Genomic DNA, 16,141 nt, shown 5'->3' on the forward strand with positions numbered 1-16,141 from the left:
ATTTTTTTGAATTTTCCCGAGGCTTTCGGTTTCTTTTTCCCTTCACCCTTTATCTTTTATGCGGTTTACTTCCCCACTTCAATCAGTCTTTCTTCTTCGTAAGACCTGATTGCTGCCATCGCCACTTCAAGGGCATGTTTCCCATCTTCACCGCAGGGGTTTGGTTCTCTACCTGTCTGAACACAGTCTATGAAATAGGCGAGTTCATTTTTCAGGGGTTCACTTGGCTCGACTTTGGCTTTTCTTATCCAGCCGTTGTCGTGCAGTTCTACTGTCTGGTCAATATAGTCCAGATACGCCACACCCTTGACCCCTATTGCTGTCAGGTGCCTGACCTTATGAGGAGTCAGCCAGTTTGTTTCTACAACTCCTGCAAAGTTATGGTCCATACGCAGGATAATTGAGGCATGGTCTTCAAAAGAGTGTATGTCTGCACCTGCAATGGCGTAAACGCCTTTTATTTTCTTGCCGTAGAGATATGAAATGATATCTATATCATGGACACCGATATCCAGAATTACGCCGACGTCTCTTATCCTCGGGTTATACGGGCCTACTCTTCTTGTAGAGATAGATACTATTTTACCCAGAGTGCCTGAATTTATGATCTCCTTAAGCCTTATGACTGCAGGGTTAAAGCGTTCGATATGACCTACCATGAGCACTTTACCTGCCTTTTTTGCAGCTTCTATCATAACGTCTGCGTTTTCAACCGTATCTGCTATGGGTTTTTCAACAAGGACATGAAGGCCTGCTTCCAGGGCATCAAGGACTACCTGTTTATGCAGTTTTGTAGGCACAACAACGCTCACTGCATCAAGGCCTTCGGCAAACATTTTTTTATAATCTGTAAAGGCTTTTGTTTTAAACTGGGCAGCCATGGCTTCGACTCTACTCTGGTCCACATCGGATATCCCTGCAAGCTTCACGCCTTCCATCTCACTATAGATTCGGACGTGATTCTGGCCCATGGCACCCGTGCCTATTACTCCTACTCTTATCAAAATTTCACTTCCTTTTTAAGAATGTGATTGCAACCTGAAAACTGATCAGGCACTTGCATAAAATTCTTTGACTTCCTTTATTACTTTCAGAACATCGTCTCTGGACAGGGCAGGATGTACAGGAAGGGAAAGAACCTCTTCTGCTGCTTTCTCCGAGACAGGCAGGGAGTCTTTGTATCCAAGCTCCATATAATAAGGCTGTTTATGGATAGGTATCGGGTAGTGAACTCCTGTGCCTATGCCTTTTTCCTTCAGAAAATCTGCCAGTTTATCTCTGTTTTGTGCCCTTATTGTGTACTGGTGAAAAACGTGGGTATAACCTTCCCTTGTAGTTGCGGGTACAATTCCTGAAATGCTTTTAAGCCCTTCTGAGAGCATGGCTGCATTTTTCTGCCGGGAGGCATTAAACCCGTCCAGTTTTTCAAGCTGAGCAAGCCCTATTGCGGCTGCAATGTCAGTCATGCGCAGGTTAAAGCCCAGCATTTCGTGCAGGTAGCGGACTCTGGAGCCGTGAGCCCTGATCATTTTTGATTTTTCTGCAATTTCCCGGTCGCTGGTTGTAATTATGCCGCCTTCGCTTGTTGTCATGTTTTTGGTCGGGTAAAAGCTGAATGCTCCTGTCCCGAAACTGCCTGCTTTCTTCCCCAGGCACTCTGCGCCATGTGCCTGGCAGGCATCTTCTATCACAACAAGTTTGTGGTCTTCAGCGATTTCCATTATGGCTTTCATGTCAGCAGACTGCCCGTAAAGGTGGACAGGCATAATGGCTTTCGTTTTTGGATTGATCTTTTCCTTTATTTTTTCCGGGTCTATATTGTATGTATCAGGCTCAATGTCTGCAAAAACAGGTTTTGCTCCGGTATAAAGGATGCTGTTTGCAGTGGCAATAAATGTGAAGGGACTTGTGATTACTTCATCTTCTTTTCCGATATCGTGGGCAAGAAGTGCAATATGAAGAGCTGCAGTGCCGGAATTTACGGCCGCTGCATATTCGCAGCCTGTGTACTCGGAAAAAGCAAGCTCAAATTCTTCTACTTTTGGTCCCTGTGCGATCATGCCTGAACTCAGGACCTCTGTTACTGCATCAATCTCTTCCTTGCCCAGCAGGGGCCTGGCGATTGGGATCATTTTTAGACCTCTTATAATCTTGATTATGTTCCTTTGATTTCGATTAGCTTTTTCAGTAGGCTTATATCCTGTTTAATTCTTTGAGATCTTCCGGGAGTTCCTGTATTTTAGCAGGCACACCTAGAGCCAGTTTCCATGGGGGCACGTCTTTTGTTACAAGAGCTCCTCCGGCAACCATTGCTCCTTCTCCAATCTCTACTCCTGGAAGTAAAGTCGCGTTCGCGCCTATTGACGCTCCTTTTCTCAAAACAGGGCCTTTAAGCTCGTACTTTTTACGGATAGGATATTTGTCGTTGGCAAGAACAGCACAAGGTCCAATAAATACATTGTCTTCGATAAGCACATTCGTTGGAATATACACATTCCCCTGAATGCTGACATTATTACCTATCTTTACGTTTCCGTCTATGATAACGTTCGTTCCGATAAGTACGTTGTCTCCTATTTGTGTATTTTCCCTGATCATTACATTATGTCCGGTCTTGAAGTTATTCCCGGTCTTTACACTGGAGAATATTGTCGAACCTGCTCTAATTATCGAGTTTGCGCCTATAGTGCAGCCCGGAAAATCAAAGTCCTCAATCTCTATATTTTGTTTGAGGATTTCCATGAGGATTTTGTGTTCCGGATACCCCAGTATTACATTTTCCAGAACCACAGTATCTTTTCCGATTACAGAATTTCCGTAAATCTTGGAAGAATCATGGATTTTGAATTTTTTTGAATTCATATCTTTCCCCTTCATATACTTTATATCCGTTCGATAAATTCCAAATTGAACAAAGACATACTTAAAATTTTTAATGAATTAGAAAGTATATATTTTATTTTCATGTTCCGAACTTTCTGGTTATCTGATGTTACAGCCTGCCCGGGACATTTGTTATTTCCTTATTCCCTGTACCCACTCCCTTCAATTTACTAACTATGTGAATTTTTTAGTTTGAATACACTTTATAATTATTTAACTGATTTGGTTTATCTGTCAATCCACAGCTTTTTCGATCTTTTTTTGTAATGGTATTTAATTTATCGAAATTATTTGGTACAAATTAACCTTGAAGCTCTTTTAAATTCACATCTAATTTTTTATAGTGTATGTATATCTTTAATCACTGTCTTATTCCTTATTGACTTTTTACTTCTATAATAATTGTGGTTTTATTTCTATAATTGCTGTCTTACTTTTACATGTCTGTCTTGATTCTTTTAGAACAATATGTATAATACTGAATATACACAGTTATAATTTTATATGATAGTAATCCGATTTAAAAATTATCTATTAATCTATCAAAAATATTTTTAAGCCCTTCCTGATAAGATCTTACCATTTCTCTGTTAGAAGATTTATATGGATGGGGACTTATGCCAGTAGCTTGTTGTAAGGGCAATATATTCCACTCATCTTCTGCCTTACATAAAAAAGGTATGTATATTTCATTTTCAAGGAAAAAACTAATAACTATAAAGCTGGATCGCCCTTGATTTAAAATTTATATATCTACTTTTTTATCCTGCAAAATGGAGCAGGATTTTTTGAAATTAACATCTATTGCTTTCTTTTTTTCATTCTCTTTTTACGTTCTATTCTTTGAGTTCAGGAGATTAAATGAAGGAGAGTTTTTATATCAGATCGCACATTTGATTCTTTTATACTTCAATCAACTAGAGGAGTTTTAACTACGCTCAGTTTAATTTCATCAACTTCTGCTTTTTCGGGCGAGCTAACAATGATGACTCCACCTGGAGTCCCTGATGGCGCATCAGTCGCCGTAGCGGTTTTGCTTGTAATGTTACTTCTCAGAGACATCCTTCCTTTGCTAAAGAACTGGGATGAATCTGTACAAACTTCTTTGAATATGGGGATTCTTCCACTTCTGTTTTCTTTCGGTGCAGTAGTCCTTTATAAACTCGTAGCTCTCTTCTAATTTATGGGGAGAGCTTAATATTTTAAGCCTGTAAGCTGGAGACAAAACACTGTAGAGATAAACCATTTTTTATTTTAAAAGTTCTGAGGAAAATTAGTTTTTTCAGGCTGTCAAAAATAAGTTTTCCTGCCTTTTTTTCTGCTCCTTCTTTTCTGCCTGTTCATTCTTTATGTCCTGCTCTTTTTTGCTTTTTATTTACATTCTCTTACCTGCTTCAAGCATCTGATTTTTCTTTCTGTCGGCAAAATTTTATGGCAGAATGCGTGGCATGGTTGAAATTACAGATCGGAGTGTGCATTTTAAAAAATAAATTTAAAATAGATGGGGAATAACCCCAAAGAGGAAGACATTTATGAAGCCGTGTACCATTGTGACAAGAGGGAGGCTTCGGGTTTTGTAGAACATGTATCCTATAATAAAACCTACCAGGAAAGCGTAGAAAATTTCAACCATGCTTCCATATCCCGAATGCATCAGCCCGAAGAGGACGCTTGTCACAAGTAAGCCACCCCTGCTTCCAAGGAACATTTCAAGCCTGTTTTGCAAGATGGATCTGAAAATGATCTCTTCAACAAGACCTACTAAAAAGACCATAACAAGGGTGAGTATCAACAGGCTGATTATTGAGAGATCAGGAACCAGGTAATTTGTCTCTATTATAAAATATTCTCCTATTCCGAGAAGGAGACCGATAATTATTGAAAGTGGAATATAGGTGCCTATTTTTTTGAAGGTTACCCCAAGTTGTTCCTGGTTAAATCCCTGATTGGTGAGCGCAACAGTAACTGGAATTGTGAGGAGCCCATAGATAAAGACAAATGAGTAAAGGGTTATCTCATAAAAAGCTGGCATTGAGAGATTTACCAGCCGCAGGATTGGCAGCAGGATAAAAGCCTGATAAGTCTTCTGGATCTCTACATTTTTTATATATAGCATGGAAAAACAAAGCCCAATAAGAAGGACTGCATGGACTTCCATCGCAGGTATGATTTTTCCGGAATATATCAGAAACTCTGCAATTGCGACTAATAATACCGGAATAATAATGTAGAGCCCTTTGTTTTTTATTTCGGGCTCGGATGCTGACATGTGCGCGTAAGTTCCCCGGTATTCAGGCCTTTGTGCTTCTCTATCAGGTGTTTTTAACTCCAGATTCTCATAAGTTTCCATTTTTATGCCTCCCCGATAACATCTATCCAGAGGCGCAGGTCCTCATAAGGTATCTCTTTTTCGGTTTCATTGAAAAGCAGAAACTGGAGCTCCAGATCTTTTCCTCTTATAGAGGGGGTTATCTCAAGAGGTTCTTCCAGGGTCTTATTGTCTTCAAGCTGTATGTGTTTCAGGTTTTCAGGCAGAGCCAGTGATTTATTTTCAAGCCTGACATCCAGTGTATAATTTACTGTCCTGTGTTCGTGGTTTGCAATCCCTATAATGACAGTTTCGCTTTTTCCCTGCACATATTCCATAGTATAATTATCGGCTTTTCCCTCAGGCCCAAGAATATAAAATTCTGTGAATGGGTCATGCTGGTGGGGAAATATGCTTATATATGCCGTAGCCCCTGCAAGTGTCAGGAGGGAAATTGCCAGAAAAGCCCTCAGGGTCTTTTCCGTTGAAGATTCCGGTTTTCCCAGGACTTCAACTATGGAACTGGCAGATTTTTTGAAAGAAACTTCAAAGGCTTTGTCTTCTGGAAGCTGCTTCCTGCGAATATACGCTCCTGCACATGCCAGGATAATAAATACAGAAAGGCTTGCGAGAAGAGGCATCTCTCTTATCCCGAATGATGTATTATCAAGTGCAAGTCCTGTAAGAGGTACTATTGCAACACTCATCCCTATGGAAAGTGCTGCCCTTTCAACTCCTTCAAGTCCGTTTTTTGCCGGAAATAGTAAGGCTACAAGGGCATACCCCGGCAGAAATAACACCAGTAGCAGTCCAAGGACGATGCGAATAAAACTCTCGTTAAGTACAGGAATGAGTACGATAATATCTGTAAGAATTACAAGACCTGCCACGAGCAGCAGATCAGATGGAAACTTCTGGTTTCCGGCCATATGACTCCTCATAAAACGGTTTTAATGTTTTTCTGGGTTCCCAGTTATTTTTTCGTGTATTCAGGCTAACTCTACTGATCTGATTGTCAATCTTCATGTTTTTTAGACGAACTTATTTGATGCTTTCTCAGCTCGTCTGCCCTTCTCTTCTATTATGAAGAATTGAGGTCCAGAATGATATAATTTACCCAGATGTTTCAATCCAGTAGCGATTTTTTTGATGTATTAAATTATGTTTCCGAATAAGCTATATTATTTCAATTATGATTTTAATTTGAGTAGATCAAATTATCTTTTTGTATAAAATATCTTTCCCTTTTCCTGTCTGCTATTATAAAAATATGTTTTTTCTTTACAGCCTATTCTGGGATTTTTATATCTCAGATAAAGTTTAATGATTCTTTTGAAATGATTTTCCTGATTATGTTCATTTTTTTTAATTATGTATACTTTATCACAAAAAACGCTGTTAACAATGTATCTGTATAATTTTTTATATCTATTTTCTCCTGATCAAGATTCCTTTAGGAGGTTTTTAAAGGCTTTTCTGGCTAATAAATCTCTTAATCCGATTTTATTTCTTTTTCGTCATCGGCTAGACTGCTGAACTATTTTTTGTGCCTAAATGCTTATATAGCTCATATATTAAAACAAATACACGTCTTAATAGGAACTATGACCTGGCTGTAAAACATCTTTGCTTTCGCTAAACGGAGCATAAAAATCCCCCAATGATGTTTCTACACCCTTAATTGTAGTTAATCCTTAGAAACCCTATAAAATTTGTGGAGCGACGACCCTGAAAAATTTATTTACTGTATTTGGAATTCTGGTCACTTTCTCTGCAGAACAGCGGTTTATACAGACATTTGTATCTTTTGATGAAGAGGTAGTTGATTATACATGACCATTACTATTGCAGCCATGCCTGCGTATAATGAATCCCATTCTATTGCCGATGTTATTCAGGGCTGTAAAAAATACGTGGACCGGGTTGTGGTTGTGGATGATGGAAGTACTGACAACACTGTTGATATCGCTGAGTCCCTTGGCGCTTATGTCGTCCGCCACGAAGTTAACCAGGGTTATGGTGCAGCCCTCCGCCACTGTTTTGAAGCTGCCCGCAATCTTGGTGCCAGCTCCATGGTTATCATCGATTCCGACGGTCAGCACGATCCTTCTGAAATCCCCAAACTTCTTGAGCCTTTAAGAGATGGTTTCGACCTTGTTATTGGCTCACGTTTCGTCAACGGTAACGGAAAAAACGTTCCTATTTACCGTAAATTCGGCATGAAAGTTCTTGATGTGGCAACTTATATTGCAGGCGGTCTTCATGTTACAGATTCTCAGAGTGGTTTCCGCGCCTATGGCAAAAAAGCTATTGAGAATATCAACCTGAATGGGACTGACATGTCTGCAGGTTCTGAGATTCTTATTCAGGCAAGAGACCATAAACTTAAATTTACTGAAGTGGAGATCCACTGCAGGTATGACCTTGAAGACTGCTCAAGTGAACATCCGTTCATACACGGTCCCCGTGTCCTGTTCCAGCTTTTAAAAGATATGGAATACAGGCGTCCCCTGTACTACTTTGCTGTCCCGGGCTTGATCATGACGTCTACAGGTGTCCTTATGGGTCTTAAGTTCCTCCAGGACTACATTCTTGGAGATTATCTGCGTTTTGGACCCACGCTCCTTATGGTGATGCTGACAATAATAGGCGCTTTCATGATATTTACAGGAATTATACTGCATGCGATTTCGAGAATGATATTTATCAATGAACAGATTCGAAGATGATAAAGGTTAAAAAGTGATTATTTAATACTCTCTGTCCTGTGGTAAGATTCCTGAATGAAAATGTCAGAGAAAACCTGTACGTTCATGGGTAGAAAACTTATTGTCGACTACCCTGAATAATTATTTAATAATATCTTAATGAACACATTTTTATAATAAATACATCTTGATGAAAAAATATGAAAATAAAATCGTAAGTAAAATGTAATAAATCCGAATATTTTTAAATTATCGAGGCATTTTTTCAAAGCAAAATCTTCTTAATCAATGAACCTATTTGTGAATATTATTTGATTTTTAAAAAAATCTACAATTTAACTTAAACCGATTGTCAGTGAATATAATCTGAATTTTATGAAGCTAAGGATAACAGGGATATTATGTCTTTATTGAATGAAATTGAGGAGTTAAAACCTGCTAATAACAGGTGGATGAAACTTATCTACTCTTTATTTCCATTATGCGTGATTATTGCTGTATTATTTGCATTCTTATGGATGTTTGCTATTGGAAAAGTAGCTTTTGTGATTAAAGGGATATTCACTGGAGTCCCTGCAGTCATCTCCTGTATTTTTTTATTATTTATTTATAAAAGAGATGTAGCATTAAATGATATTCGCGTTTTTCTTTCCATCAGTCAAAATTCCTTAACCTATTTGTTTGGAATTCTCTACCTCAGTTCAGTCACTGTACTTTTATTGTTCCCAGGAGCCAGGACCTGGCATTATTTTGCGCTGATTGTGCTGCTTTACATTTCTGTTTTGCTGCAAATATTATCCGAAAACTCCAACCCCTCTGTTATTCTAGTTGAGATTTTTTTAATTCTGCTGAATCTTACTTATAGTGTTACTTTAAATTACGATCTTTATTTTGGGACTACTGACATTATGCCTCATATTTTACTCTCTGAAATGACTGCAGCATCAGGACATGTTATTTCAACCTCTTTGACCGATTATGCATTCTTCCCTCTATATCACATAATGGTCGCTTCAGCTTCCAATTTATTGAACATAGACGTAAAATCAGCTCTCTTTTTAATAGCCGCACCTATTTTTGCAATAACTATCTTTTTTGTTTACTACCTTTCACAGTATGTATCTAATAATCGCCAGATTTCTCTGCTTTCTTCCTTACTGTTTTCTTCGAGTGCAATTGTGCTTTATTACGGTGCATATATGATTACTCGAACAATATCTTTTGTAATGTTTGTTGTATTACTGTATTTGATTTATAGTGTCAATTTCAAAGAGGATAAATTTCCTCTAAAAGTTCTTTCCGTTATTGCCACTATTTTTTTAATACTGGTGCACAATGTTTCTTTACCCCAATTTATCTTGTTAATGGCCATTCTTCTTGTTTGTGAATATCTGGTTAATGTTGGCAAACATATAAGCAGGCCTTTTTTTGTTTTCTTAAGCGTTGCATTTGTATCCTACTGGTTTTTCGTAGCATATCTGTTTCTTCAGAGGAGTATATCCGTACGTCTACAGAGCCGGTTCTATGACTCAATGATTTTGACACTTGAGGGAGCAGAAAGTGTTAATGAACATCTGATTAATCTAGTAGGATCCCTGGATAACTCGGTTTTTCTGTTTTTTGCTTTAATTGGAATTGGTTTTCTTCTGAAAAAATACAGAAACAACTATGCTGCGGTATTTGGACTGTTCGCCCTGATTACTCTCGTATTTTATATCCCTAACCCCCTCAATACTATCTGGCAGCTGCAGGTTTTATTCAGGATTGATAGATTCAAGCTTTTTGTCAGTCCCTTTATGGCTTTTGTTATGAGCTACGGCATTTATGTATTCTGGAATTATCTGTCAAAATCTCCCTCTAAAAAGAGTTATCCTTTAGTTATAATTCTCTTATTATTCTCTACCTTTGTGTTTATTTCTTCTGTCTACAGTATCTCGGATTCTGAAAGTCTTGTTGTCGAGTCCGCACATCCATACTTTACAGCTCAGGAACTGAAAGGATTTGAGCATGTTAAAGACTATATTCCCGCTGGCTCTCATATTTACTCTGACTATTACACGGCACGGTACTTTGAATTCCCTGGGTCAACAGGGGCATCAGAGAATAAGGACCTTTTGATTTACCGGAGCTATAGAGTCGATAATGTGAGTAATTTCGATCAGTATAAAGGTTACATTGTGATCAGAACTAGCGAATTCCTCCGAGCCGGTTTATATTTTAGCAAAGGAGGAACTAATGCGGAAAGTGCTAATTATTTTTATAAAGGAACTACCGAAAATAAATTGGAAATGGAAAATAATCTGAAAAAAATAAGTAAAATTTATTCAAGTCCGGTAGAATCTATATTCATTGGTGGCTATGGAGTTAATTAAACACCTATCAGTTCTCTTGTATGATAAATCTGATAATATCCAGATACGTTAAAATTTTTTAATATTTACTCCGGGAATATGTGAGCTATTTTTCTCACATACTTTCATAAGAGTAGAGTACGGCTGTCAAAAATGCGGAGGGGAAGAACTGCAGTAAATTGAGAATACTGTTAGATAGATAGTGTTTATTAATTATAGTTTGCTATTTATCTGGAAATGGAGGCAATCTTTGGATGGGTGATATTATTTTGTAGCAGGACATTTTTTATGTTCCGGAGTAGATATCTCATCCTTGATTTTCGAAAATTATAATTCTGTCTCATCCTCTAAACACCTTTTTCAGACCGAAACGATTGGATAAAAAAGGCTACTGGATTATTTCCTTCCCAATTAAGGATTAAGGTCATTCTCAAAAACAATTTTGGGAATTATTTTATTCAAAACACGGGGACTAAGAATGAAAAAAAGAAATTGGACGTGTAAATGGCAAAATAGAAAAAATGTCGGAGTTTACATTGTAATTCTCTTTTTTTTAATCTTAACTGGAACAGCCTCGATTTCTCTTACTCCAGATATGACAGTTTATGTTGCAGGAGATGGCAGTGGAGACTTCAACTGTGATGGAGAGGCTGACCAGGTAGAGATAAATCATGCCCTTAAATTTGTAGCAGAAAACCCTGACTATACCACTGTTTATCTCAAAGGCCCCTTCACCTATACTATTGACGAAACTATTTACATCCACAGCAACACTATTCTGGAGGGAGATTCAGATGCTGTTGTCAAACTGATTGATCGTGCTGGATGGACCAATAAGCCCATGATACCTTTGATTGGTAAGTATGGAGATTCAAAAATAACCAATGTAACTATCAGTGGGTTTGAAATTGATGGAAATCATGATGGTAACACTGGACATTCCAAAGGTCAGGGCTACTATAATATGATTTATTTTAACAACGCGACAAATATAACAGTTTGCAATATGTATATGCACGACGGCCATGGTGATGGGCTGCGGATTAACTATGGTGAAAATATCCAGTTTTATAATAATACTATCTATCAACTTGGACATGACGGGCTTTATGCTATTGAATCTTACAATGTAAAAGCCTGGAATAATACAATAACCTGCAGGACCAACAGTGGTCTCAGAGTCTGGAATTCAAATCACGTAAAATTCTATGATAATGTTATTGACTCGACTTATGATAGGAGCGCAGGAGGACCTGGAATCCAGATTCAAAAATCCTCAGCTGTTATGGATGATATAGAAGTTTATAACAATGTTATCCATAACACCTTTGGGCCCGGGTTATGGCTGATAGGTTACGACTCTTCTTACTCTAAAGAGGAGGCTCGAAACGTCCACATCCATCACAATATATTTTACAGTACTGGAACAAATCCAAGCATAGACTGGGTGGGCGGCATCGTAATCAGTGGATTTTATGATACTCTTATTGAAAACAATGTATTTGATGGCGTATACCATGCTGCAGTAGTCCATATGTATCCGGATGGCAAGTCTGCCGACCTTTCTCCTAAAGGTACAGGATATACAACCATTGTCCGCAATAATATTATAGCGAACACACTTGAACGTAAAAAAAGCTCTCTGGGGACAGGATATGGTGTAATTAACTATCTCCCTGAATCACATAGTTTCGTGATCCATAACAATTGTCTTTACAATAATAAAGGTGGAGACTTTATAAATGCAACGTCAACAGGCAGTGTTTATGAGAATCCGCTTTTTGCAAGCAGGAGGAATCATGATTACCACCTTAAGTCGACAGGCGGCAGATGGAACGGAAAAACATGGGTAAAAGACCGTGTAATATCTCCATGTATTGATGCAGGTTACTCCTCTTCAGATTATTCACAGGAGCCTGAAGACAATGGAGGCAGGATTAATATAGGAAGGTACGGAAACACTGAGGAAGCATCAAAATCAGGAATAATGCCCGGATATCAGGCGTGGTGGTATAAGGTATCTCAGGTATCTCCATTAGGTCTGAAAATACTCAGGACATTGATCAGGATATTCTTTTTTATTTGATATAAGTAAAGGAGGTCTTTCCGAAAACCAGGTGCCTGGAGATCAAATCCGCTTCAGTCCAGATCTCGGGGACCTCCTTAAAGGACATCCAGAACTCAACTGCTAAAAGCTTCAATTGATATACTCCAGCTGAAGTTTTGGCACCTGTGTTTCGTTTCCACAGTTGTTACTGTAGAATGCAACATAATTGTTATTTTCATTCCTGGCTTTTATGAGAAATCCTGTATTCTCGTATTTTCCGCTGGCATATTCGTTTACAAGTTCTGTGACATCAATCTCATGATATTTATTGTCTGGAAGTTCGCTTCCTTTAAGGGTAATTGAAGCATAAGGAGTGTCTCCCTGAGAGACCCCATTTTTATCATACCAGTCTCCTCCTGCATATTTCCATGCAACGTTTTTGTCTCTATTATTCCAGCTTACATAACTTGAGTTCCAGGAAGAAGCAGGTCTGTAAACCTCAATCACAGTATCATTTAGCCTTGAATTTTCTGCTGGATAATACCAGTAAAGGGAAAGATTTGCACTGGTGACTTCAGTTGCATTATTAAACTCATTCAGGTCAAACCACATTATATCTCTATATACGGCATTGTTCATTCCCCCAACATCGATAAAAGTTGAGTCCTGATAAACAGCGTCAGGAGAAGCCTCCCTTAGCCTGTTATCTATTGCACCGGTAAGAGTTGCGTTAAGAGTGATTTTTTCAATAATTTCAGGAACCACAGGTATATTCTCTGAGGATACCTTCTTTGTTATGTTAAGGCTGGGTTTCTGTGTTTCTTTTCCGCATTCGTTGCTGTAGAACGCAATATAATTATTATTTTCATTCCTGGCTTTTATGAGGAATCCTGTATTCTCGTATTTCCCACTGGTATACTCTTTTACAAGCTCTGTCACGTCCAGCTCATAATACCTGTTATCGGGAAGTTCGCTTCCTTTAAGGGCAATTGAAGCATAAGGAGTGTCTCCCTGAGTGGCCCCATTTTTATCATGCCAGTCTCCGCCTGCATTCTTCCATGCAACATTTTTGTCCTTTTTATTCCAGTTTACATAACTTGAGTTCCATTCAGAAGCAGGCCTGTAAACCTCAATTACTGTATCATCCGGTCTTTCATTTCCTGCAGGGTAATACCAGTAAAGGGAAAGAGTAGAATCGGTAACTTCGGTTGTGTCATTGAACTCACCCAGGTCAAACCATATTACATCCCTGTATCTTGCATCGTTCATCCCCCCCACATCAATAAAAGCTGAATCCTGATATACTGAATCAGGAGACGCTTCACGTAGACGGTTATCTATTGCCTCATTAATCGTTTCGTTAATGATAATAGGTGCCGGAGTTTCTTTAGTTGTTATGTTAAGTTTTGGTTTCTGTGCTTCTATTCCGCCTTCGTTGCTGTAGAACGCAATATAATTGTTATTTTCAGTCCTTGTTTTTATGAGGAAGCCTGTGTTTTCGTATTTTCCGGTAACGTATTCCTTTACAAGCTCTGTTACATCCAGCTCATAGTACCTGTTATCGGGAAGAGTACTGCCCCGGATGGTAAACGTGGCATATGGAGTGCTGCCCTGCAATACTCCGTTTTTATCGTACCAGTCTCCACCTGCGTTTTTCCATGCAGCATTTTTGTCTTTCTTATTCCAGCTTACATAACTTGAGTTCCAGGAAGATGCAGGCCTGTAAACCTCCACAATGGTATCATCTGGCCTTGTATTTCCTGCAGGGTAATACCAGTAAAGGGAAAGGGCAGCACCGGTGACTTCCGTACTTACTTCTGCAGTTTCATCGTATACGCTCAGATCAAACCACATAACATCCCTGTATCTGGCATCGTTCATCCCCCCCACGTCAATAAAAGTTGAATCCTGATACACAGTATCAGGAGAAGCCTCACGCAGACGGTTGTCATATACTTCAGGGATTGGTTCGGGACCGACTCCTGAAAGGGATGCGTGGATAGTGTTTCCGTACCTTCCGATATTGGCCCTGTTCCCGTTATCTTCAGGTTCTTTTGAATAGTCAGAAGATGGGTTTCCGGCATCAATGCATGGAGAGCTCACACTGTCTTTTACCCATGCTGACCCTGTCCAGCGTCCCGTCTCTGATTTAAGGTGATAGTCACCATTTTTACTGTCTACGAAAAGAGGATCAACATTGATGTCCGTCAGGTGATTTACGTTCTTATAATCGCCGGCTGCGCTATTATATACACAGTTGTATTCTACCACCATATTGTGCGATTTGGGGAGGCAGTTCAAAATTCCATATCCGGTTCCTTGCCCTTCTCTGACATTCCATGTTAATCTGGGAGTTGTATTGGCAATAATATTATTCCTTATAGTTGTCGTGAATCCTGATCCTGAAGGGCCTGCATTGTCGTAAGTCATGTACATATTTACAACTGCAGCGTTATGTACTCCCTCAAAGACGTTGTTTTCGATCAATACATTATGGAATCCGCTGCCAAGAACTCCGCCAACCCACTGAATATTTTTGTTCGTACCTGTGCCATTGAAAATATTGTGGTGGATGTAGCAGCTTGTTAAGGTTTTATCATAGGCTCCTTCGGTTCCGATAACCCATATTCCCGGTCCGTAAGTATTCGTGATCAGGTTATCATAGATCTCTACATTCATAACATCAGCTGATCTCTGGACCTGAATTCCCGGGCCTGCATCCGGGTAAGAATCAATAAAGTTATCATGGAATTTTACGTTGTTCGAATTCCAGACTCTAAGTGCACTGTTTATCCGGCAGGTAATCCTGTTATTCCAGGCCTCCACATTATCGGATTCAATAGCATAAAGCCCATCGTGTCCAAGCAAATAGATTTTATTGTTATAGAACTGGATATTCTCACAGTAGTATGTTCGCAGTCCGTCGCCATGTCCATCGTGCATGTACATATCATAAACACTTATATTTTTCACTCTACCGAAATAAATACAGTTGTAATATCCTTTTCCCTTTGACAATTCGGTGTTACCTTTGTGGTTTGCATTAATTTCAAATCCTCTTACAGTAACATTGCTTATTGAACCCTTACTACCAATTAAGGGGATCATAGTCTCCCATCCTGCATGATTTACCAGTTTGACAACAGCATCTGAATCTCCCTCCAGAATAGTGTTGCTGCCCTGAATGTAAATGGTACTGTTGATGGTATAGGTAAAGGGACCTCTGAGATGAACGGTTGTATAAGCAGAGTTTTCCGCCACAAATTTAAGGGCCTGATTTATCTGCACTTCATCGCCTTTTCCATCACAGTTAAAGTCCCCACTCCCGTCTCCCGCAACGTAAACAATAGGAGCCGTCGGAGTCTTACACAAAGCAGTAGGCATACTGATCAGTATAAGACAAACTATTAGAAAAGAAATTATAAATTTTTGATTCAACTTATCACCTGGATTATCATAATTCAGTTTTTTCCTGTTCTGGGTAATTAGCCCGTCCTGGGGTCATTATCTGAAAAATGATAGTGTTCTATTGATAAAAACTCAATTTTTTTATTCAGTTTCTCCCCTGGTTATTGAGTTTTTATAGTTAGTATCCACTCCGTAGCATGAACAAATCATAAATACTCTGGTTAAAATCTTCAATCCAGAGAATAATATATTAAAATAAAGAGAGATACCGACAACGGAATATTATTCTTCTTTTTCAGATAATGTCTCCTTTGTAAGTTAATTCCCCCCTTTTACAAACAATCGAAAAAACTATCCATAGTTTTACCTAATTTAATTTCAATTGTTCTCGTTGTAAATTAGATATTATATTATAAAAAAGTATATGCAATGTTTT

11 protein-coding genes are annotated in these 16,141 nt (G+C 38.7%); 4 read left to right on the plus strand and 7 right to left on the minus strand.

Annotated elements, in window-relative coordinates:
- Nucleotides 1–65: 65 nt before the first annotated feature.
- The 3 genes from MSMAS_RS00785 to MSMAS_RS00795 form a co-directional block, all read right to left on the minus strand.
- A complete protein-coding gene (locus MSMAS_RS00785) occupies nt 66–1,004 on the minus strand; it encodes a UDP-N-acetylglucosamine 3-dehydrogenase (protein WP_011033102.1) in 939 nt (312 codons plus the stop codon).
- Between the two features lie 45 nt (nt 1,005–1,049).
- On the minus strand, nt 1,050–2,132 hold the full coding sequence (locus tag MSMAS_RS00790) for a DegT/DnrJ/EryC1/StrS family aminotransferase (RefSeq protein WP_015411622.1): 1,083 nt from the start codon (nt 2,130–2,132) through the stop codon (nt 1,050–1,052).
- 61 nt (nt 2,133–2,193) lie between these two features.
- Nucleotides 2,194–2,862: an acyltransferase gene (locus tag MSMAS_RS00795; protein ID WP_048042557.1), complete on the minus strand. Its 669-nt coding sequence runs from the start codon at nt 2,860–2,862 to the stop codon at nt 2,194–2,196.
- A 1,003-nt stretch (nt 2,863–3,865) separates the two neighbouring features.
- On the opposite strand from MSMAS_RS00795, the gene MSMAS_RS00800 reads away from it, so the two are divergent.
- Nucleotides 3,866–4,063 (plus strand): hypothetical protein, encoded by a 198-nt coding sequence (locus MSMAS_RS00800; protein ID WP_015411621.1) that lies wholly within the window; start codon nt 3,866–3,868, stop codon nt 4,061–4,063.
- A gap of 312 nt (nt 4,064–4,375) precedes the next feature.
- Here the strand turns inward: MSMAS_RS00800 and MSMAS_RS00805 are convergent, their stop codons facing one another.
- Nucleotides 4,376–5,233: a CPBP family intramembrane glutamic endopeptidase gene (locus MSMAS_RS00805; RefSeq protein WP_048036813.1), complete on the minus strand. Its 858-nt coding sequence runs from the start codon at nt 5,231–5,233 to the stop codon at nt 4,376–4,378.
- A gap of 2 nt (nt 5,234–5,235) precedes the next feature.
- Entirely contained in the window at nt 5,236–6,120 is an 885-nt protein-coding gene (locus MSMAS_RS00810; protein WP_048042559.1) for a DUF1616 domain-containing protein, read from the minus strand.
- Between the two features lie 903 nt (nt 6,121–7,023).
- Between MSMAS_RS00810 and MSMAS_RS00815 the strand changes: the two genes are divergently transcribed.
- From MSMAS_RS00815 to MSMAS_RS00825, 3 genes are all read left to right on the plus strand, one after another.
- On the plus strand, nt 7,024–7,920 hold the full coding sequence (locus MSMAS_RS00815) for a glycosyltransferase family 2 protein (RefSeq protein WP_011033096.1): 897 nt from the start codon (nt 7,024–7,026) through the stop codon (nt 7,918–7,920).
- 380 nt (nt 7,921–8,300) lie between these two features.
- Entirely contained in the window at nt 8,301–10,271 is a 1,971-nt protein-coding gene (locus MSMAS_RS00820) for a hypothetical protein (protein ID WP_015411617.1), read from the plus strand.
- A 457-nt stretch (nt 10,272–10,728) separates the two neighbouring features.
- Nucleotides 10,729–12,336, plus strand: coding sequence for a right-handed parallel beta-helix repeat-containing protein (locus tag MSMAS_RS00825; RefSeq protein WP_048042563.1), 1,608 nt, complete (start codon nt 10,729–10,731; stop codon nt 12,334–12,336).
- On the opposite strand, the gene MSMAS_RS19675 is transcribed toward MSMAS_RS00825, so the two are convergent.
- Nucleotides 12,329–12,451 carry a hypothetical protein gene (locus MSMAS_RS19675; protein WP_268765542.1) on the minus strand — a complete coding sequence of 41 codons (123 nt, stop codon included), beginning with the start codon at nt 12,449–12,451 and terminating at the stop codon, nt 12,329–12,331. The two genes, MSMAS_RS00825 and MSMAS_RS19675, sit on opposite strands and share 8 nt — an antisense overlap.
- Nucleotides 12,448–15,681 (minus strand): disaggregatase related repeat-containing protein, encoded by a 3,234-nt coding sequence (locus MSMAS_RS00830; protein ID WP_230633319.1) that lies wholly within the window; start codon nt 15,679–15,681, stop codon nt 12,448–12,450. Before MSMAS_RS00830 ends, MSMAS_RS19675 begins: the two co-directional genes overlap by 4 nt.
- Nucleotides 15,682–16,141: the final 460 nt, after the last annotated feature.

Origin of the sequence: Methanosarcina mazei S-6 (genome assembly GCF_000970205.1) — an archaeon.
Lineage (GTDB): Archaea > Halobacteriota > Methanosarcinia > Methanosarcinales > Methanosarcinaceae > Methanosarcina > Methanosarcina mazei.

Excerpts from the sequence above, each read along its gene's own strand:
- MSMAS_RS00805 (WP_048036813.1), bottom strand. The coding sequence starts at position 5,233 with ATGGAAACTTATGAGAATCTGGAGTTAAAAACACCTGATAGAGAAGCA.
- MSMAS_RS00790 (WP_015411622.1), bottom strand. The coding sequence starts at position 2,132 with ATGATCCCAATCGCCAGGCCCCTGCTGGGCAAGGAAGAGATTGATGCA.
- MSMAS_RS00795 (WP_048042557.1), bottom strand. The coding sequence starts at position 2,862 with ATGAATTCAAAAAAATTCAAAATCCATGATTCTTCCAAGATTTACGGA.
- MSMAS_RS00800 (WP_015411621.1), top strand. The coding sequence starts at position 3,866 with ATGATGACTCCACCTGGAGTCCCTGATGGCGCATCAGTCGCCGTAGCG.
- MSMAS_RS00815 (WP_011033096.1), top strand. The coding sequence starts at position 7,024 with ATGACCATTACTATTGCAGCCATGCCTGCGTATAATGAATCCCATTCT.
- MSMAS_RS00810 (WP_048042559.1), bottom strand. The coding sequence starts at position 6,120 with ATGGCCGGAAACCAGAAGTTTCCATCTGATCTGCTGCTCGTGGCAGGT.
- MSMAS_RS00830 (WP_230633319.1), bottom strand. The coding sequence starts at position 15,681 with ATGCCTACTGCTTTGTGTAAGACTCCGACGGCTCCTATTGTTTACGTT.
- MSMAS_RS00825 (WP_048042563.1), top strand. The coding sequence starts at position 10,729 with ATGAAAAAAAGAAATTGGACGTGTAAATGGCAAAATAGAAAAAATGTC.
- MSMAS_RS00820 (WP_015411617.1), top strand. The coding sequence starts at position 8,301 with ATGTCTTTATTGAATGAAATTGAGGAGTTAAAACCTGCTAATAACAGG.